Genomic DNA, 18,872 nt, shown 5'->3' with positions numbered 1-18,872 from the left:
CACCCCTTCTTCCCAAGCACCGTCAAGCTAGCTTTAGGCCTCGATCGCATCATTCATCTGTAGCTGCTGAACGGCAAATTCTCTGTACATCGCATGCTCCCTGATCAATTCGTCATGTGTCCCCCGACCGGTGACCGTGCCTTTCTCTATAAAAACAATCTGGTCGGCACCCACAACCGTGGATAACCGGTGTGCAATAATAATCGTGGTTCGTCCAGCCATGAGGTTCTTGAGCGCCTTCTGCACTTCGATCTCCGAACGGCTATCCAGACTGGAGGTGGCTTCGTCCAGCATCAGAATCTTAGGATTCCGAAGCAGTGCTCTGGCAATCGCAATCCGCTGCCGTTGCCCGCCCGAGAGTTTCACGCCGCGTTCGCCCACATCCGTATCAAAGCCGCTCGGCAGCTCGTCGATAAACCTGTCCGCATAAGCCATTTCAGCCGCTCTTCGAATTTCCGCTTCGCTCACTTCCCTGTCCATCCCATAACATATGTTTTCGCGAACCGTGCCCGCGATCATGGGACTTTCCTGCGATACATATCCGATCAATCCGCGCCAGGAACGTAAGGAGAACGTATCAATGACCGCTTTGCCTAGTCGAATCTGACCTTTCTGCGGAAGATAGAAGCGCTCGAGCATGGAGAACAGCGTTGTTTTGCCACCACCACTCGGTCCAACCACGGCCGTGACCGTTCCCGGCTCCATCTGAAAGCTGACATCCTGCAATACCGGCTCATCCGGTTTGTAACCAAACGAAAGATTCTCGATCGACAACCGCTGATTCGCATTCACCACATCAGCACCGGACGAGATGAGTTCTTCCTCTGCATCCAGTGTTTCCAATATTCGCTCGGTTGCTCCTTTTGCCTTCTGAAACTGGGTAAAAACGTCGTTAACTGCGTCATTGGCATCACAATCTGAATCAGGTACAGAATAAACGCAACCAATTCACCCGCTGTAAGTGCTCCCGTTGACACCTGAAGCCCGCCATACCCGATCACAACCACCAGCAGCATCATCAGCACAAAGGACATCAGCGGAGCGATCCAAGCGGATACGAGCCCTTCCTTAATGCCGAAATTCAGCAGGTTGGTAATGCCTTTGTTGCCATTCTTATATTCTCTGCTCTCCGCGTTAGAGGCTTTAACCAAACGGATCTCCGACAGCACCTGACTGATATTTGCCGTAAACGAAGCCGTTTCGTCTTGCATGCCAAGCGATATTTTGTACATCTTCTTGCCCAGCGGCACAAGAATCAGCGCCGCCATCGGGATCACGATGAACATGGTCAGCGTCATCTTCCAGTTCAGATATAGCAGCACGCCGATGGAGCCGACAATCGACACGATCCCGCTGGCAAAACCGGCGGCATGGTCTGAAACCAACCCTTTTATCACGCCGGTATCGTTCGTCATCCGGCTCACCGTTTCCCCCGATCGGTTATGATCGAAATATTGGACCGGCAGCACCAGCAGCTTTTTCCACAACCGATTCCGCAGTGCGGCCACCATCTTCTGTCCTGTGTAACTCAACAAGTAGATCGAGATCCCCGCGGCGATCGTCTGCACCACAAACGCGATCCCAAGCCCGATGATATGCGTGCGGTTCATATCGGTTAAGGAGAAGCCATCCACCAGGCTCTTGGTAAACATCGGAATGACCAGTCCCACCAGGGTTGATACGACATTCAGAAGGATAGCTCCGACCAGCAATAGCATCGGTGGTTTGGTTTCCTTTAATAGGCGGAAGAAGGCATGGGCGCTTGCTTTCTTGTTCTCAGCAGGTTCTTCCTGCGGTATCGATTGTATAGAAGTATTATTCGTTACACTCATCGTTTTTTCTTCCCTTCCCTCCAATTTTATTGTCTGTAAGGAAAGAATAAATCAACAAGTTAAACTGAAGTTAAACGACGGCTTACTTTCATAAAACAATATAAAAAAGAGGCGGATTTCTCCACCCCTTCTCTCATTCTTATGTACGATAAATCCTTCGAGGTTCCAAGAGAAGTCATAGTAAAAAAAGCCTTGCAAATACAAGACTTTTCTTAACCTGAAATCACGGTCATGAATACAATTATTGGTTCTCCAGTTCCTCTTTGCTCACCAAATTAACGAGAGAAGTAACCGCTTGCTCAGCGTCCGCTCCCTCAGCGCTAATGTGAACTTCCGTCCCAGAACTGATGGCAAGGCTCATAATTCCCATGATACTCTTGGCATTCACTTTTTTATCATCTTTTTCAACAAAAATTTCGGATGAGTATTTATTCGCTTCCTGAACGAACAGCGCGGCCGGTCTAGCGTGAAGACCCGTCTTTAACCGAACGACTACCGGGTGCTTTGTCATGAAAATTACCCCCTATCTAATAAATCTGCTGCATTGAAAGCGCGGTGACATTTTATAATATTATACCATTTTACCATACAGGACACTAGAAGAAAAAAAACTTATGCATTGCGAATCTTTTCGGCCAATTCGTCAATTTTACGCAGTCGGTGGTTTACGCCGGATTTGCTGACGGTACCTTTCAGCATCTCTCCAACTTCCTTCAAATTCATATCCGGATGAGCTAGTCTGATTTCTGCGACTTCTCGCAGCTTATCCGGCAGATTGTCCAGCCCCATTTCCTTCTGCAATAGCTTGATGTTCTCAATCTGGCGAACGGCAGCACCGATCGTCTTGTTCAAATTCGCGGTCTCGCAATTCACGATGCGGTTAACCGAATTGCGCATGTCGCGCATAATGCGAACATCCTCGAACTTGAACAACGCCTGATGTGCACCGATCAGATTCAGAAACTCGATAATCTTCTCGCCTTCCTTGATGTAGAAGATGAAGCCTTTCTTCCGCTCAATGCAGCGGGCATTCAGGTGAAATTCATTAGCCAGCTCTACAAGCGATTGGCAATGCTCTTCATACATCGAGGCGATCTCAAGATGATAAGAAGAACTCCGGGTTATTCACGGAACCGCCGGCCATGAAGCTCCGCGCAGATAAGCACGTTTGCAGCAGTTTTTGCTGACGATTCGCTCATCGATCCGAGACTGAAACAAGAACCCTTCAGAGACGATGCACAGCTCTTTTAGAATCTCCTGCACCTGAGCGGGTATGCGAACGATATATACGTTATTCTTCTTCAAACGCATTTTTTTACGCACGAGAAGTTCGGTATGTGCCTGGAAATGCTTCTTAATTAAGGAATAAATACGTCTTGCAATCGCGGCATTTTCCGTCGAAATATCCAGGATCACCTTTTTGTTTGAGAGCGAAACGGAGCCATTCATGCGAATTAAAGCGGATAGTTCGGCTCTCTCACAGCAGCTCTGGCTCTCAACCATCGTCAGTTCTTTCTTCGTCTGTGCCGCAAAGGACAAGGTACTCACCCCTTTCGTGTAATCCAATCCTGCACCAGCTGAAAAATATGATTACTCAACTTATCGGCGTCATGCCGCAAGTATGTTCGAAATAGCACAAGCTTATCCGCAATGAGTTTATATCCTCTGCTGGTAACCTCTTCCCGGTCCAGATGCACGGGCTTCGCGCCCTTCTGCGCATATTTATCCTGAACCTGTGGTGGAATCTCTCCATCATTAACAATAACATAATCGAATAGATGAAGACCAATATGATCATAAACGGCTTGCAAATGGTCACTCACCGTATAATTATCGGTTTCACCCGGCTGGGTCATGACGTTGCACACAAACAGCTTGATCGCTTCGGAGGACACAATCGCTTCGGCAAGCTTGGGGACGAGCAAGTTAGGTAAAATGCTGGTGTACAGACTGCCCGGACCAATCAGGATCGCATCCGCTTCCTGAATAGCCGCCAGTGCTTCAGGCAATGGCTCCACATGCTCCGGCTCCAGGAAGATTCGCTTGATGCGCTGCCCGGCTTCCGGAATCTTGGATTCCCCGGTGACGATGCTGCCGTCTTCCATCTCTGCATGCAGAACTACTGCTTCGCCCGCTGCCGGCAATACTTGGCCGCGAACAACAAAAACTCGGCTCATCTCCTTGACCGCCGTGACAAAATCTCCATGCAGATCCGTCATAGCAGCCAGGATCAAGTTGCCGAGGCTGTGCCCGGCTAGTCCCGAGCCTGATTTGAAGCGGTATTTCAATATATCTGACAATAGCGGCTCGACATCCGCAAGTGCAGTAAGTACATTCCGGATATCTCCCGGAGGCGGCATCTGCAATTCACTGCGCAGAATACCTGAGCTTCCACCGTCATCCGCAACGGTTACGATGGCTGTAATATCGAGAGGCTTCTCCTTGAGGCCCCGCAGCATAACAGATAGCCCGGTTCCTCCACCCATCACCACAATGCGGGGGCGCTTCCTAACTTGCACAGCCACATTTATCACTTCCCTTAGTTAATGCCGATCCCGCTCCGAATCCCGGTGACTCACGGTCACTGCCTCGGTTTCGCTTACACCGAGCATTTTGCCGAGATATTCGGATATTGCGACCGAACGATGCTTGCCGCCGGTACAACCGATTCCGATGATGACTTGGCTCTTTCCTTCCTTGCGATACTGCGGGATCAAGAAATGCAGCATATCCAGCAGCTTAGTTAGGAACGCCTGCGTCTCCGGCCATTTCATCACGTATTCATACACATCGCTATCTTGACCCGTATTAGGCCGTAGATGCTCGATATAATGGGGATTTGGCAAAAAACGCACATCGAATACAAGATCCGCATCGATCGGTATGCCATATTTGAATCCGAACGACGTAATGTTCACCGATAAGGCACTGCTCTCCAGATGCGTAAAGCGAGAGATAATCTTCTCCTTCAAGATCACTGGCTTCATATTACTTGTATCAATTACCTGCGTGGCCGAATTTTTGAGTTCATCCAGCATTTTGCGTTCCAAGCGGATGCCGTCGAGCGGCATGCCTTCCGGAGCGAGCGGATGACGACGTCGGCTCTCCTTATAACGCTGAACGAGTACCGAGTCGGTTGCATCCAGGAATAAAATCTCACAACGAATGGTAAAATGATCTTTAATATAATTCAATGATTCCGATAAAGCAGTGAAAAATTCGCGGCCACGCAGGTCGATGACCAATGCAACCTTGCCGATCTTACCCTTCGACTGATCGATCAGCTCCGCAAATTTGGGGATGAGCACAGGGGGCAGGTTATCTACGCAGAAAAATCCTAGATCCTCCAGACTTTGTACGGCCAAAGTCTTACCCGCTCCCGACATCCCGGTAATGATGATCAGGGTGGCCATGGATGATGTGTTGCTGCCGCGGTCGGCTGCTTCCAGCATCAGCTTTCCCTCCCTATATAAGTTGTGTACGAAATGATTAGGATCGTAAATGAAGTCCAGCGGCCCCAACAACACCGGCATCGTTGCCAAGCTCAGCAGCTACGATGCGAACGCCGCGCTGCAGCGGCTCAGGCGCCAGCTTCGCGAACACGTCGCGAATCTCGTCAAACAGAATATCTCCGGCTTTGGATACGCCGCCGCCGATAATGAAAGATTCCGGATTCAATACGGCTGCTACAGCGGCCATCGATTTACCAAGATAGAACGCGGCACGCTTCACGATCCGAATGGAAACCTCGTCTCCGGCTTTCGCCGCATCGAATACTTCTTTCGCAGCAATATGCTCCACCTGCGCGAGCGAGGTGCGTTCGCCGCGCTCCACGGCATCCTTCGCCATGCGGATAATGCCGGTTGCCGAGGAGACCGATTCCAGGCAGCCCATTTTGCCACAACCGCATTGAATCGCTTCCAGATCAGGCACGACCGAGATATGACCAAGCTCCCCGGCCATACCGCCAAAGCCTTGATAAATTTTACCGTTTACAATAATACCTCCGCCAACGCCCGTTCCAAGCGTATAGCATACGCAATTCTCAACGCCGCGACCTGCGCCGCTCCACGCTTCGCCCAGAGCAGCAACATTGGCGTCATTGTCTATTTTGACGGGCTTGCCGAGACGCTCTTCAAGCAATGCGCGAATCGGTACATCCTTAAATCCTACATTCGGTGCCAGAATGATAATGCCTTCACGAATGTTCGTGAAGCCGGCAAATCCAGCGCCTACACCAGCAAGTTGATCCCAACTGTATGGCGATTCTTCTACAATATGACGCACATATTTCTCAATGTTGTCAATTACCGTGTCAACGCCCTTGGCGGTTTCCGTCGGCCCTTCATACTTCTGCAGAAGATGCCCTTCTTCATTGCATATTCCAACTTTAATCGCTGTTCCGCCCAGATCGACACCGACGTAGATGTTCTCAGACATGTTACAAGCCACCTTTTTCCTTCTATATTATAGATTGCTCCTACTGTACCAACTATAATTGAAGCCTCTGTTCTGGTCAAGAGAAGGGGCGGAGACAAAAAAGTCCTTACTACCGCCGTTTTTTCATCATTTTATTCCCATTAAGTCCGGTTACAACTTGCCTCATAACCTCGTTCCATAAAAAATAACACCGTCTACAGTCGGCTTCGGAAAATGTTGCATGCGTCACTTATTCATTTTGCCCCTCCTCCAACATGACAAAAGTCACCTCGAATCGATGACATCCTTTACTAACGAGCCTCCTCCCCTCCCAGTATGATGAATACATGAGAACAACACTACGGAGGTGCTTACCATGTCGAACGTATCGGGTGAACCGATTGTCGCACTCAAGCAAGTAACCAAGAGATTCGGAAATAAAATAGCCGTTAACCAAGTTTCCTTCACGATTGAAAAAGGTTCTATTACCGCCATTCTCGGACCTAACGGGGCCGGCAAATCAACGGCCATCTCCATGATGCTCGGACTGAAGGATGCGAACGAGGGAGTTGTGGAGCTATTCGGCCAGAACCCGAAGGACTTGAAGGTCCGGGAAAGAATCGGGGCGATGCTGCAGGAAGTGAGCGTCATGGACAGCCTGAAGACGCGGGAAATTATTAATCTGATCCGTGGCTATTATCCGAACCCGCTGACGCTGGATGAAATCGCGAACTTAAGCGGACTCAGCGCAGAAGAACTGAATAAGTGGGCGGTCAAAATGTCCGGTGGCCAGAAGCGCAAACTCAGCTTCGCACTTGCCATTGCGGGCAACCCGGAACTGCTCTTCTTCGACGAGCCCACGGTCGGGCTTGACACGACCGCCAGACGATTGTTCTGGCAGACGGTACGCCAGCTTGCGGATCAGGGCAAGACCATTCTATTCACCACCCACTACCTGCAGGAAGCCGATGACATGGCGGACCGCATCATTCTCTTCCACAACGGGCAAGTTGCCGCGGACGGCACGCCCTATGCCATCAAGTCGAAGCTTACTCGCAGATCCTTATCCTTTATCGTGGACGCGGATCACCATGAAGTACAGCAACTGCTGCTTGAAGTACCCGGCGTTTCCGATGTACACGAGCAAAGCGGACGTCTGTATGCCGTCACCGACGACACAGATACCGCGCTGGCTGCATTGTTCCGTGCGGGCCTGGCGGTTCGGGATATTCGTATCGAACAAGGAAGCCTGGATGAAGCGTTCGATCAGTTGACGATGAATCAAGAGGAGGCTGTCTAATATGTCTACATGGAAACTCATTACGCTGCAATGCCGGATGGAACTGCTTCGCATGGTGCGTAACCCATACTATATCTTCTGGTCGCTGGCCATGCCGATTATGTTCTATTTCATCTTCACTCGCGTTGTGGATACCGGCCAGGCGGATGCAGGACAATGGCAGGCTCACTACTTGATGTCGATGACCTCCTTTAGCGTGATGGGCACCGCCATCATGTCGCTCGGCATTCGCCTCGTTCAAGAACGGGTACAAGGATGGGCCATCTACATGCGGGTCACACCGCTTCCCGGCAGCATTTTTTTCTTCGGTAAAATGTTCGTACAGACCGTCATGCACTTGCTTTGCATCATCGTCATCTTTGTCGCCGGCTACCTGATTAACGGTGTATCTCTCACCTTCTGGCAATGGTTGTTTAGCGGATTATGGATTCTTATCGCTTCCGTTCCTTTCCTGGCGATTGGTACGCTCATTGGTTCCATGAAACGGGTGGACACCGCAAGCGGCGTTAGCAACGGGATATACCTGGCACTGGCCATCACAGGCGGAATGTGGTTCCCGCTCGAGATCATGCCTTCATTTATGCAAGCCATTGGGGAATGGATGCCATCGTACCATTTCGGCGGCGGCGCATGGGCCATCGTGCGCGGCGAAGCGCCGGGCCTGGACAATTTCGTCATTTTGACGACCTATTTGACCGTATTTATGTTAATATCCACCTATATCCGAAAAAAACAACAAGCTGATTAAAGGAATGGGTGATGGGATGAAGCGTCTTCGTGATTTTGAGATTTTCCCACGATATATGGGCTTCTTCCCATATATGTGGCTAATTTACATGTTGATGCCCATCTTCAATATGTTCCGCGCAGACGGCTGGATGCAGTGGGTGGGCTTTTCTTTGCTCGCGCTGTTTCTGGTCACTTATCGACAGCTCTACTTTCTGGAAGGCAAAAAAAATTTCATGTACTGGCTGATCGTGCAATTGGCCATTATCTTCATCCTGTCCGTCTGGTATCACCCGACCTATATGTACATGGGCTTCTTCTCGGCCAACTTTATTGGCTGGTACTCGGACAAACGCCGATTTAGGGCAGCCATGATCATATTCTTCTTCGTCGAGGCCATCCCGCTTGCCTATCATGCCCCATCCTTGGCCTCGATGGATCTCTTGATCATGCTTCCATTCTTCCTGATTATGCTGCTGTCTCCTGCCGGGTTCCGTTCTCTCAGCAGACGACAGCGGCTCGAGCAGGAACTTGCGCAAGCTAACGAGCAGATTCGCAACCTCATTAAAGGCGAGGAGCGAATGCGCATCGCGAGGGATCTGCACGACACACTCGGACATACGCTGTCCCTTATTACGCTCAAGAGCCAGTTGGTAGAGAAGCTGGCGGCCAAAGACCCGCAGAAAGCCCAGATGGAAGCTCGCGAGATCCAGAATACATCCCGTGCCGCGCTGCGTCAGGTACGTGAGCTCGTATCCGATATGCGGACCGCCACGCTACCCCAAGAATTACAGGAAGCCCGGTTAATCTTGGAGAATGCTGATATTGAGTTTCATGGTGACGTTCATGCGAAGCTGGTTGGCATATCGGATCTGGCCCACAACATTCTCAGTCTCTGCCTTCGTGAGGCGGTTACGAATGTGGTGAAGCACAGTCAGGCAACGAAATGCTGGATTTCGATCGAGACCATGGGCAATGAATGGCGGATCATGGTGGCCGACAACGGAATCGGTATCACCGGCAGCAATCCGTCCTGCGATGATGAGCAGGAGACGAACAGTAACGGTCTGCAAGGAATGATTGAGAGACTCTCCTTGATCGGAGGAACCGTGGAAGTGAAAGCAGACCAGGGGACCATCCTTACGATCCGGGTGCCGATCATCATCAAGAATCAGAAGGGGGACGATTCACATGAGCATCAAGGTGCTGATCGCAGAGGATCAGCGAATGCTTCGCGGAGCACTGGCTTCCTTGCTTGATTTCGAAGATGATATCGACGTCATCGGGCAAGCCGGTGATGGGGATGAAGCCCTGACCCTCATTGCACAGCATCAGCCGGACGTATGCCTGCTCGACATCGAAATGCCTGCACGCAGCGGCCTGGATGTCGCTGAGGAAATCAGACGTCGCGGATATCCTTGTCGAGTCATGATCCTCACCACCTTCGCCAGACCCGGATACTTCGAGCGTGCCGTGGAAGCTGGCGTTCAAGGTTACCTCCTGAAGGATGAGCCTAGCGAGCGTCTGGCCGAGGCGATCCGCCGAGTAATGGAGGGGCGGCGAGAGGTCTCGCCCGAGCTTGTCTTCGGTACGGTGCGCAATGCGAATCCACTGACCGAGCGCGAACGGGAAGTACTGCGGTTGGCCGCAGACGGGAACAGCTCTAATGATATTGCAGCGCAGTTGCACTTATCCTACGGCACTGTCCGTAACTACATGTCTGAGATTCTGGGCAAACTGCAGGCCAAGAACCGGATAGAGGCAATCTCCATGGCCGAAGAGAAAGGCTGGATCTAAAGGGAATTTCTCATCAAAATAAGAACTCAAGAATAGAACCCCTGCACTGTGAGAAGTGTCAGGGGTTCTATGCGCTCAATATATTTAATTCGGTTTCTTATGTGCGATGCGACGCTGAAGTACGGTAACGGTCTGTTGAAATCGTTGTGGGTCCACAGGCTTTAATAAATAGACATCACCTTCGTGAACGGATGCCAGGATATGGTCATTATACGCGGTTACATAGACGATATGGACGTCAGGGTCTAGCTGCTGTAGTCTTTTTCCGGCTTCCAGCCCGTTCATGCCAGGCATCTCGATGTCCAAAAACACAATATCTGCTTCACATGATGCCCATTGATCGAGAGCATCCTGTGCTTGCGTATAAGCTCCTGCGATCTCTAGCCGTCCATCCCGATGAATCAGTCGCTGCATCTGCATCAATGCCGGATTCTCATCGTCGATGACAATCGCCTTCATGATTCGTCCCCCTTCTCCTGTACCCTTGCGGCCTCATCACGCGAGATGAACGGTGCCCGAAAACAAACCCGAGTCCCTTGCTCAGGCTCACTCTCAATCCGCAATCCCTTGCCATAGAGCGTCAAGAGCCTGGAGTTAATATTTCTCAGACCGACACCGCTCTCCTGCTGCTTACCGGCAAGCAAGGATTGAATCCGCTCCGAACTCATACCGATCCCATTGTCCGAGATCATGACGCTGAGCTCGCGCTCATCTTCAAGCACATCAATCACCACTTGCACGGTACCGCCGGATATTCGCTTGGTAACGCCATGGCGTACCGCATTCTCCACGATCGGCTGAATGCTAAGGGGTGGCACCGCATAGTGCAAGGGTGCTCTCACATCATATTCTACCTTTAGACGATCCTCAAACCGGGCCTGCTCCAGGAAAATATAAGAGCGAACCAGAGCCAGCTCTTTATCCAATGTAACCAGTTGATCCCGATTCTGGAAGTCGAAGCTGCCACGCAGATAGTGACTGAGTTCGATCAGAAGCTGTGTGGCTTTATCGGGATCCGTGTACAACACCGCAATAATCGTGTTCAGAGCGTTGAACATAAAATGAGGCTTGATTTGCGCTTGCAGGAATGCCATCTCGGAGGATATCGCGAGCCGAACCGATCGGCGGAGCTCCAGTAAATTGCGGACCCTCGCTCGCAGTTCATCTGCTTCCACCGGTTTTCTCAAGAAATCATTCGCTCCAGCCTGCAGCCCCGTGCGTACATCTTCCGGCAAACTGCGGGCTGTCAGCATCAATACCGGCAGCTCAAAGAGCGTATACTGTTCTCTCACCGATCTGCACAATTGCAATCCGGTCATGCCAGGCATCATCCAATCCGTAATGACTAGATCAATCCCTTGTCCTGAACGGATATACTTCAACGCCTCTTGTCCGTTATCTACTGTGATTAAACGATAATTCTCTAGAGCGAGCAAGCTTCGCAGTACATGCAGGTTCACCGGATCATCATCTACCAACAGAACCGTCGCTCCCGTTCCCGTTGGTTCTGTTGCTTCGATCCCTTTCGCCGCTGGTCGCCAATCCTCAGCCGTCACGGCCACGAGGGTTGACCCTTCCTGCTCGTCGAAACCGGATTTCAGGGGAGGAACAGCGGCGCTCTGCGGTAAGGTAAAATGAAAGATGGAGCCTATGCCAAGCGTAGACTCTGCCCAGATTGTACCTCCGCCTAATTCCACCAGCTTCCGTGTAATGCTAAGACCGATACCCATACCACTGTATTCGCGATCTGAGGTATATCCAATCTGATCATACGATTGAAATATGTCCGTGAGTCGCTCCCGGGCTATCCCGATACCCGTATCCTTAACGGATACTTGGACGAACCCATCCGCCGTAGGGGCAGCCTGGACCTCAATGGTCCCTTGTTCGGTAAACTTCACTGAATTACCAAGCAGATTATATAGAATTTGCCTCAATCGATCCTCATCCGTATCCAGCCAAGGCAGACTCTCCGGCCAATTAAGCTTCAGATCAATGGGCTTGCCAACCGTTAGATGCGATACGACCTCCAGCACGGACGTCGTGACTGCCTGAAGATTAACCGGTTGCCTTCTAAGCTCAATCTCCCCGTTCTTCAGCTTGCCAAAATCGAGAATATCATTCACTAGTGTAGATAAGCGCCTGCCCGTTGATACCATGATCGACAATTCTTTTGCCTGCTTACCGTTAAGCTTGCCCGATGCTCCCTCAAGCAGCGATTGGGCCATATTAACGATGCCATGCAGCGGTGTCCGCAGTTCATGGGAGGTGTTCGCCATGAACTCATCCTTCAACCCGTCTAACGTCAGCAGCTTCCTGGATAGCTGATCCACCTCGTCGAACGCCCTGGAGAACCGCTGTGCCAAGAGCAGCGCCTGCGTTACAACGAACATTAACATTTCTAACGGCATGATAATCAGACCGTCATATACTCCCATCAAGCTCAATATCTGAACGACGATGATCATGACAATGCTTAATACGCTGACGAACATGAACGCTTTATCTTCAGACGGCTGCCAGATCGCTTTGACCATGACGGTAATCACGTAAATGACGATGAACAGGGAGAATAAATAGATGATCGGCTCTAATTGCGAGAAGACCACCGTGGGTAGTAATAACGTACATACAACCGCGATTATGGTTGCTGCCAGACTTAGGTTTAGCGCCCACCGATGTACCGCGCCATGTATGGCAGACGTGATGTAACGCAGAAGATAATAATACGTAAAGGCCGAGAAGATCATTTGAATCCGTATAAACCACTCATAAGGCAAATCGGGCCAGACGACGGCCAACAGCTTCTGTCCATGCGTCAGCACATAGACCATCGCAGCCAGACAGAAGAGCCCGAGATACCACAACGAACGCTCATGTCGCTGCATCCGGTACAGTAATAGGAAGTACATCGCCGGAATCAGGAATCCGGCCAATGTCATCGCATCCAAGAATAGAGCAGCCTCCCGGCTCTTCATGATAGCTTGCTTATCCCCGAACAGAATCGGGGTGAAGATCCCTCCGGAAGAGTAGACAAAATTGGATACCTGGACCATAATCTCCACATCGCCGCCCGGTAATTGAACAAAACCGAAATACGGTACGTTATCGGGACGACTGACTTCCGCAGAAACGCCTGGAGAACCGCTTGCCCCAACCTCTTGTCCTTGAATAAACAGTCGATGCGCCGTTCGGATATTCCCCGTATGAACACCATAAACCCCTTCGCCATCTCTTAGCGAGACGACGAGGCGATAGGTACCAATGCCTTGCGCTTTGGATTCACCATTAGCAGCAATATACGAGTTCCATTTGCCTGGAACAGCAACCATGCTCGCAGAGGGCCTCTCATTGGCATTAACATTTTCTTGAAGTTCCTCGCTCGTCAGTAACTGCCCTCGATAAAACTCCCATTCTCCGTTAAGTTCAACGGCACCGTCCTGCGAGAAATCCCATTCCTTCAGATCCAGCCTACCCTGAACAGCTTGCGGCTGTTCGCCGGAGAAGAGAATGGAGCGGAACATAAACCATAAAGGGAGAAGAATAACCAGTGTCAATCCGATGATGATAACACGACGTTTCTTTAACATGACTTACCTACTTATCTACTAGAAGTAATGAATATCTTTATCATCGGATTTTGGTGACCCGTGTTAAAGTTTCATTCTTTAACTATTCGGTTGTGTAGGATATATCCCCTTCTGCCATGACAAGCTAGTTGATTTTTTTATACCCCACGGTTGGTGTACAGATCAGAAGCGTAATGGATTGCATGCAGGAGCGTTTCATTCATACTGGGATGAGCAGCAGGAAAGGAATCAAAATCGACGAGCCGCGACTTCATCTTCACCATAATCGCCAGCGTGGTAATCAGTTCCTTCGCTTGAGCACCAACCACGGTTCCTCCAATAATTACACCCTCATCATTCCACACGATCTTCACAAAACCTGAAGAGTCCTCCCGCACCTCAGCTTTAAAATTGCGCTGGCTAAACTCCCTTACGATACAGTGAATGCCTGGTGCAGCGGCGGCATCCACTATTCCAACAGTGCCGACTTGCGGACTATCGTGAAAAGTAACCGGCAAACAGCTCATATCAAGTGGATCAGGAGTTCTGCCTACGGCATGAAGCGCGGCGACTCGCGCACAACCCGTAGCATAAACGCCGGCCATGGAGCGCTGTGCATCACCGGCAACGTAGATATGCTCCGCCGTCGTTTGACCGAAGGCATTTCCATCAAGCGAGCCATAACAATTAAACGTCAACCCCGCCGTGCCCAGGTTTAGCTGGTCCACATTCGAAGTAAATCCCGCGGTCACAAACGCCAGCGCGGCCTTGTATTCAGCTCCCCCGCCAGATACGATAACGGAGTTTTTCGTTCTATCCATATCACTCCAAACGCCAGGATGGATAGTAACACCATTACTGCGATATAACTCCACTAGATAACGATCAATGGCTGGATCGAACCAGCACTTCGGTCCTTCGGGCTGCACCAGCCATCGAACTTTGGAGCCAAGCCTTGAGAACAAATGGACCGCTTCGAACCCGATAGGACCCTCCCCTATGACCAGTATCGTCTCGGGTAATGTGTTCATCTGATCCAGTGTATGAAAAGAGAATACCGTGCTTCCATCAGGCCGAAGCCGCTCAGGAAACACAGGCCTGGAACCTACGGCGATGATAATCCGATCAGCTTGAATATCAATACCACCGGCTGCCTGATGCTGCTGAACATGTACGGAACAAGGCGAGGTGAAGAATGCTCTGCCCGTAATAACCGTTACATTGGCCGCTGCCAGCTGCTCCGCAGATGCTCTCATCCAGCGACGCTGTACACGTTCAGCACGCTTGATCATATCAAGCAGAGCCGATTGTCCGGGCGGTGGATCTCTAGGCCATTCGGATAGACAACTAAGCCAGGTCGCTGTCGTTGTATGCTTCCAATCCCCAACGGTACCCTCTGTTACCAATGTCACACGGTCATGATAAGAAGCTGCGGTAAGCGCGGCCTCAATCCCAGCCGGCCCGCCACCAAGAACCAGAATAGATGTATGCATGGCATCTTCTCCCAATCAAATTTATTTGTGAATATTATCACATTCATAGGCTGAATTGTAAAGACATACAAAAAAGTCAGGAAGCTCCCGCTCCCTGACTCGACTTATGTCGTATCTTGTCTTCCCATCAGTACTGCCACGACCAGCCCCACAAGGAATGTCACGGCACTGATTGCTGTCATGCCTGATTCCGATGGAAGTCCCGGGTAAACCACCGCTATCGACCCTAGAATTAACCCCGTACTGGCGGCATACGTAATCACAGGGAACCTGTCCAGCAAATAACGGATAAAGCGGCTGCTCACCACGAATCCGATCATGACGCCTGCCCCGATAACCGCAATAATGCCAATGTTCAGATTGGATAGAGCGGCAATCGCCGTCGTATACGCCCCTAGGATCAACAGTACAAACGAACCGCTAATCCCCGGCAATAGCATGGCCATACTCGCCAACCAGCCTGACAGGAATAAACGAATGCCGGAGGCAAGCGTTAGTTCGGTAATCGGCGCGGCCCCTGAGTCCGTTGCCAAAAATGCCGTAGAAGCCAGCAACCCCGCTGCCACGAGCAGCAGCACCACATGGCCCGCTTTGAAGGTCCTTCTTGCCTCAGCCTTACGCAGAATAAACGGCAGCACACCAAGAATCAATCCCGTAAAAAAGAACTGGGTCGGCGCGTAATAGTTCTCCAGCAAGAACTCAATCACACGACTTAACAGCAATAACGCCGATCCAATACCCACTGCAAGCGGTATGAGAAATCCGATATGCTTCTTCCACTCTCGGCTGAAGAAGCCGCTGATGGCTTCTAGCAATCGATCATATATGCCTAGTACAACGGCAATCGTGCCGCCACTAATTCCAGGAATCAAGTCACTGATCCCCATTAATACCCCTCGGTATAAATTTCTCCATTCCATTTTCAATAAAGTCCTCCTGATTTAGCGATGTGGTTTGTCGCAGCCTGCAGCGGCGTTATTTATTTTTTGAATGCAACACTAGATTGCCTACTCCGCCAATTGCGAACAACAGCGCTACGACACTAAATCCCCACTGCCAGGAGCTTCGGTCTGTAATAACGACAACAACCAAAAAGGCGACTGCAGCCAAAAAATTCAACAGTGCAACAATTAGAAATTCTTTTTTTCTCATGGTTTGTCCTCAATCCTCAACATTTCTACCATTATTTCTGTGCATGACTCTGTGAATGATCATACCATATTTCCACACAGCACGCAGATCCCACCCAGGGAACGACACTATGAAACAAAAATGACCGTTTGCTCGGTCCAAGGTGCTGCCGCAAACGCTTGAGCCAGTCCCTCTTGTTGTATCTCCTTCTTAAGCACCTGCTTCCATCTCACCGAAGCAGACCAGGACTGATCAAACAGAACCGGAGACAGGCGAATTTCATCCTCGCTTATCCATTGCGCAACGACCTTCTCACCTTCAATCGACATGGCGAATCCATTCCGAAACCACAGATGCTCCTGCTCTTTGGTCGCGCCTGGTTCATTCATACTAACATAGAGCGAAATGTCGTCGCACAGCTGCAGCAGCCCGAACTGTCTCTGAACGATATCATCCGCAGGGAACTCGTGGGCTCTTCGTAATCGCTCCTGTCGCTGTTGCTCCTCCTGATAAAATGCCACGAATGGCGCTCCCTTCGCATTTTTCATGAACGAGGCGAAGTGAAGGCTGCACAAATAGGCTGCATACGGACTCATCGCCTCGATCTCATCCACGCCCTTGCTGTACATTAGCAGTTTGGGCAGTACGGGATAGTCGATAAAAGTATACGGCGTGCCACTCCGATCATTCCAGATCGGTGTGTCGTCCATACGCAGCCATGCCCGGTCATGCTCGGCAATGGCTAATAGAACCTCATCCAATACCGATTCATCCATAAACAAGGACGGCCTGAATCCCCGAGCGATTTCGCCAGAGAAGCGGCCGTGATCATCTTGAGTAGTCATAATAAAGGCATCTGTCGTTTCTCGAATAATCATGTAACTATCCATCCCTTCTGTATGATACAAGCCCTGATCGGATTACCCAAGATAAGCTCTTCGCTTGAGAACGGCAATGATTTCGCGGGACTGACCTTGAACAGAATTGGTGTCAAAGCAGGAGACGAGCTCCCAACCCTCGATGCCGTAGCTATTTAGCAACTCTTCGAATGCGTGCTCATTTACTTTGCCGCCCAAAAATCCACCCGTTGCATATTTCAGCGTCTTGTATTCCCATTGATCCACGTATGTTCCTCCCCCAAGAATGGATATCTATTTAGACATCAGTTCGTATCTCCCACATAGCAAATCTTCTCTAAGGCATTGCCTTGAGATAGAGGTTTGACTAGTGAATGCGGATAGATCCGAATCTGGTCCAGATCAGATAATGCTATCCACTCCACGCCCGTCTGCATTTCATCGGGATTGTGGCCCTGAAACTGATCGCCCTCGTCCGCGAGGTGACATGCAAAATAAAACTCTACCTGATGTACATCGCCATCTGCTTGCGCAAACTCATGGTTAGCGCCGATATATTCACGGAGATGCAATAAATCGCCGACTTCCACAGCACGCCCGATCTCCTCCTGACATTCTCTGGCCACAGCCTGCGTCAAGGTCTCCCCCTTCTCCTGACCGCCACCAGGAAACAGATAGAACTCACCCAGATGATCGACGTTCTTAGTCAACAAGATCTGTTGATCTTGAATAATGACAGCCTTGGCCGAGTTGCGGATCGGTTTCATGATTGACCACTCCCTTATTCCAGAATAAAAGTTAATAATACTATTGTACCAAAAGGGTAGCGATCACGCTTGCTATGTGCTATCATATCGCTCACGCAATACGTATAACTTTCTAGGAGGTAAACGAATTATGAGATTATTCCGCTTTGACAAGGAAGTCGGCAAATCGATTGCTGCCTATGGCAGTCAACAGTTCATGATGTCCAAATTACTGATGAGCAAAGAGGGCATGAAGATCCACCATATCGGTTGTATGCATATCGGCCCTGACGGGTTGGTCGGGGAGCATCCTGCTACAATAGACCAATTGTTTATCGTGGTTAGTGGGGAAGGATGGGTGACGGCAAATCACGGACCTAGAAGAATCATCAAGACAGGGCAAGCTGCTTTTTGGACAAGCGGCGAGGTGCATGAATCCGGGTCGTCAGAGGGGATGACGGTCATCGTTGTTGAAGGTAATGGGCTGGAGCCGGAGATGCCTGAGGCTGAGGACTAAGATTACCTCTGCCTTTTCTGTCCCAGCCTGTTTATTCCCTTCTATACAATGACGAGTTTCGTTCCACTCTTCTCTTCGTGAAATAAAGGCATATGAAATGGGAAATAAATAGGCGTCCAACATCATTCCTTCGCTCCCTTTGAATCGGTATTGTAAGATCACATGTTTAAATGCCAGACTTCCTTGGTTTAATTGCTATAACGATTTCCGCAAGCGAATGGTTCTTTATTCGTCACGGGTATGCTCGATATTGGCCCCAATCCAGAGAAGCGCCTTTTATACGGAGACAACCAACCTCTCACTCGCCACGCGCAAATTTCGGCAAATGTAGTCCGGATGAATGTGATCAGGCACAGGCTTACCCAAACGATTAAGCCATATCGCATCAATCCCCAACCGCTGGGCTCCGCTCACATCGCTCGACAATGAATCTCCGATATGGATCACCTCATGCGGCTTCAACCCCTCCTCGAATTTCATAACCA

The 18,872-nt window shown here is 50.2% G+C and carries 18 protein-coding genes and 2 pseudogenes; 5 read left to right on the top strand and 15 right to left on the bottom strand.

Annotation, left to right across the window (positions count from 1 at the left end; genetic code table 11):
* Positions 1–33: 33 nt before the first annotated feature.
* From JCM10914_RS21475 to JCM10914_RS21450, 6 genes and pseudogenes are all read right to left on the bottom strand, one after another.
* Positions 34–1,832: pseudogene (locus tag JCM10914_RS21475) on the bottom strand (ABC transporter ATP-binding protein).
* A gap of 241 nt (positions 1,833–2,073) precedes the next feature.
* A complete protein-coding gene (locus JCM10914_RS21470; protein ID WP_007133000.1) occupies positions 2,074–2,343 on the bottom strand; it encodes an HPr family phosphocarrier protein in 270 nt (89 codons plus the stop codon).
* Positions 2,344–2,444: 101 nt separating this feature from the next.
* Positions 2,445–3,380 (bottom strand): annotated as a pseudogene (gene whiA, locus JCM10914_RS21465) (DNA-binding protein WhiA).
* Positions 3,377–4,318 (bottom strand): YvcK family protein, encoded by a 942-nt coding sequence (yvcK, locus tag JCM10914_RS21460; RefSeq protein WP_197286866.1) that lies wholly within the window; start codon positions 4,316–4,318, stop codon positions 3,377–3,379. Before yvcK ends, whiA begins: the two are co-directional and overlap by 4 nt.
* Before the next feature lie 57 nt (positions 4,319–4,375).
* Positions 4,376–5,284: an RNase adapter RapZ gene (rapZ, locus tag JCM10914_RS21455; RefSeq protein WP_023964579.1), complete on the bottom strand. Its 909-nt coding sequence runs from the start codon at positions 5,282–5,284 to the stop codon at positions 4,376–4,378.
* Positions 5,285–5,321: 37 nt separating this feature from the next.
* Entirely contained in the window at positions 5,322–6,272 is a 951-nt protein-coding gene (locus tag JCM10914_RS21450; protein WP_023964577.1) for an ROK family glucokinase, read from the bottom strand.
* Between the two features lie 355 nt (positions 6,273–6,627).
* On the opposite strand from JCM10914_RS21450, the gene JCM10914_RS21445 reads away from it, so the two are divergent.
* The 4 genes from JCM10914_RS21445 to JCM10914_RS21430 are packed head-to-tail and all read left to right on the top strand — an operon-like array spanning position 6,628 to position 10,074.
* Positions 6,628–7,551: an ABC transporter ATP-binding protein gene (locus tag JCM10914_RS21445; RefSeq protein WP_023964575.1), complete on the top strand. Its 924-nt coding sequence runs from the start codon at positions 6,628–6,630 to the stop codon at positions 7,549–7,551.
* A 1-nt stretch (position 7,552) separates the two neighbouring features.
* On the top strand, positions 7,553–8,299 hold the full coding sequence (locus JCM10914_RS21440; protein WP_023964571.1) for an ABC transporter permease: 747 nt from the start codon (positions 7,553–7,555) through the stop codon (positions 8,297–8,299).
* 16 nt (positions 8,300–8,315) lie between these two features.
* Positions 8,316–9,536 (top strand): sensor histidine kinase, encoded by a 1,221-nt coding sequence (locus JCM10914_RS21435; RefSeq protein WP_036719447.1) that lies wholly within the window; start codon positions 8,316–8,318, stop codon positions 9,534–9,536.
* The gene (locus JCM10914_RS21430) at positions 9,469–10,074 is read left to right on the top strand and encodes a response regulator transcription factor (protein ID WP_036719445.1); all 606 of its coding nucleotides are present in this window, start codon (positions 9,469–9,471) and stop codon (positions 10,072–10,074) included. Before JCM10914_RS21435 ends, JCM10914_RS21430 begins: the two co-directional genes overlap by 68 nt.
* 84 nt (positions 10,075–10,158) lie before the next feature.
* Here JCM10914_RS21430 and JCM10914_RS21425 read toward each other — a convergent pair whose 3' ends face one another.
* The 8 genes from JCM10914_RS21425 to JCM10914_RS21395 all read right to left on the bottom strand — a co-directional run bounded on the left by JCM10914_RS21425 (position 10,159) and on the right by JCM10914_RS21395 (position 17,891).
* Entirely contained in the window at positions 10,159–10,533 is a 375-nt protein-coding gene (locus tag JCM10914_RS21425; RefSeq protein WP_023964565.1) for a LytTR family DNA-binding domain-containing protein, read from the bottom strand.
* A complete protein-coding gene (locus JCM10914_RS21420; protein ID WP_023964563.1) occupies positions 10,530–13,664 on the bottom strand; it encodes an ATP-binding protein in 3,135 nt (1,044 codons plus the stop codon). Before JCM10914_RS21420 ends, JCM10914_RS21425 begins: the two co-directional genes overlap by 4 nt.
* Positions 13,665–13,801: 137 nt before the next feature.
* Positions 13,802–15,136 carry an FAD-dependent oxidoreductase gene (locus tag JCM10914_RS21415; protein ID WP_023964561.1) on the bottom strand — a complete coding sequence of 445 codons (1,335 nt, stop codon included), beginning with the start codon at positions 15,134–15,136 and terminating at the stop codon, positions 13,802–13,804.
* Between the two features lie 104 nt (positions 15,137–15,240).
* Positions 15,241–16,056: a DUF368 domain-containing protein gene (locus tag JCM10914_RS21410; protein ID WP_036719443.1), complete on the bottom strand. Its 816-nt coding sequence runs from the start codon at positions 16,054–16,056 to the stop codon at positions 15,241–15,243.
* 55 nt (positions 16,057–16,111) lie between these two features.
* On the bottom strand, positions 16,112–16,288 hold the full coding sequence (locus tag JCM10914_RS29365; RefSeq protein WP_023964558.1) for a hypothetical protein: 177 nt from the start codon (positions 16,286–16,288) through the stop codon (positions 16,112–16,114).
* Positions 16,289–16,395: 107 nt separating this feature from the next.
* Complete coding sequence (locus JCM10914_RS21405) at positions 16,396–17,145, bottom strand: DUF3891 family protein (RefSeq protein ID WP_023964557.1); 750 nt, start codon at positions 17,143–17,145, stop codon at positions 16,396–16,398.
* A 42-nt stretch (positions 17,146–17,187) separates the two neighbouring features.
* Positions 17,188–17,391, bottom strand: a complete 204-nt coding sequence (locus JCM10914_RS21400) for a DUF4177 domain-containing protein (RefSeq protein WP_023964555.1) — start codon at positions 17,389–17,391, stop codon at positions 17,188–17,190.
* 38 nt (positions 17,392–17,429) lie between these two features.
* Positions 17,430–17,891, bottom strand: coding sequence for an NUDIX domain-containing protein (locus JCM10914_RS21395; protein ID WP_023964553.1), 462 nt, complete (start codon positions 17,889–17,891; stop codon positions 17,430–17,432).
* A 130-nt stretch (positions 17,892–18,021) separates the two neighbouring features.
* Between JCM10914_RS21395 and JCM10914_RS21390 the strand changes: the two genes are divergently transcribed.
* A complete protein-coding gene (locus JCM10914_RS21390) occupies positions 18,022–18,387 on the top strand; it encodes a cupin domain-containing protein (RefSeq protein ID WP_023964551.1) in 366 nt (121 codons plus the stop codon).
* A gap of 276 nt (positions 18,388–18,663) precedes the next feature.
* On the opposite strand, the gene JCM10914_RS21385 is transcribed toward JCM10914_RS21390, so the two are convergent.
* Positions 18,664–18,867 (bottom strand): HAD family hydrolase, encoded by a 204-nt coding sequence (locus JCM10914_RS21385; RefSeq protein ID WP_023964549.1) that lies wholly within the window; start codon positions 18,865–18,867, stop codon positions 18,664–18,666.
* Positions 18,868–18,872: the final 5 nt, after the last annotated feature.

The organism is Paenibacillus sp. JCM 10914 (assembly GCF_001315105.1).
GTDB lineage: Bacteria > Bacillota > Bacilli > Paenibacillales > Paenibacillaceae > Paenibacillus_AQ.
This window is presented reverse-complemented; position numbering and strand designations above follow the sequence as displayed.

What these genes read in the sequence shown, in the direction of transcription:
- JCM10914_RS21385 (WP_023964549.1), bottom strand. Translation starts at nt 18,867, where the DNA reads ATGAAATTCGAGGAGGGGTTGAAGCCGCATGAGGTGATCCATATCGGA.
- JCM10914_RS21470 (WP_007133000.1), bottom strand. Translation starts at nt 2,343, where the DNA reads ATGACAAAGCACCCGGTAGTCGTTCGGTTAAAGACGGGTCTTCACGCT.
- JCM10914_RS21425 (WP_023964565.1), bottom strand. Translation starts at nt 10,533, where the DNA reads ATGAAGGCGATTGTCATCGACGATGAGAATCCGGCATTGATGCAGATG.
- JCM10914_RS21420 (WP_023964563.1), bottom strand. Translation starts at nt 13,664, where the DNA reads ATGTTAAAGAAACGTCGTGTTATCATCATCGGATTGACACTGGTTATT.
- JCM10914_RS21410 (WP_036719443.1), bottom strand. Translation starts at nt 16,056, where the DNA reads ATGGAATGGAGAAATTTATACCGAGGGGTATTAATGGGGATCAGTGAC.
- JCM10914_RS21405 (WP_023964557.1), bottom strand. Translation starts at nt 17,145, where the DNA reads ATGATTATTCGAGAAACGACAGATGCCTTTATTATGACTACTCAAGAT.
- JCM10914_RS21435 (WP_036719447.1), top strand. Translation starts at nt 8,316, where the DNA reads ATGAAGCGTCTTCGTGATTTTGAGATTTTCCCACGATATATGGGCTTC.
- JCM10914_RS21390 (WP_023964551.1), top strand. Translation starts at nt 18,022, where the DNA reads ATGAGATTATTCCGCTTTGACAAGGAAGTCGGCAAATCGATTGCTGCC.
- JCM10914_RS21445 (WP_023964575.1), top strand. Translation starts at nt 6,628, where the DNA reads ATGTCGAACGTATCGGGTGAACCGATTGTCGCACTCAAGCAAGTAACC.
- yvcK (WP_197286866.1), bottom strand. Translation starts at nt 4,318, where the DNA reads ATGGGTGGAGGAACCGGGCTATCTGTTATGCTGCGGGGCCTCAAGGAG.
- rapZ (WP_023964579.1), bottom strand. Translation starts at nt 5,284, where the DNA reads ATGCTGGAAGCAGCCGACCGCGGCAGCAACACATCATCCATGGCCACC.
- JCM10914_RS21395 (WP_023964553.1), bottom strand. Translation starts at nt 17,891, where the DNA reads ATGAAACCGATCCGCAACTCGGCCAAGGCTGTCATTATTCAAGATCAA.
- JCM10914_RS21430 (WP_036719445.1), top strand. Translation starts at nt 9,469, where the DNA reads ATGAGCATCAAGGTGCTGATCGCAGAGGATCAGCGAATGCTTCGCGGA.
- JCM10914_RS21440 (WP_023964571.1), top strand. Translation starts at nt 7,553, where the DNA reads ATGTCTACATGGAAACTCATTACGCTGCAATGCCGGATGGAACTGCTT.
- JCM10914_RS21450 (WP_023964577.1), bottom strand. Translation starts at nt 6,272, where the DNA reads ATGTCTGAGAACATCTACGTCGGTGTCGATCTGGGCGGAACAGCGATT.
- JCM10914_RS29365 (WP_023964558.1), bottom strand. Translation starts at nt 16,288, where the DNA reads ATGAGAAAAAAAGAATTTCTAATTGTTGCACTGTTGAATTTTTTGGCT.
- JCM10914_RS21415 (WP_023964561.1), bottom strand. Translation starts at nt 15,136, where the DNA reads ATGCATACATCTATTCTGGTTCTTGGTGGCGGGCCGGCTGGGATTGAG.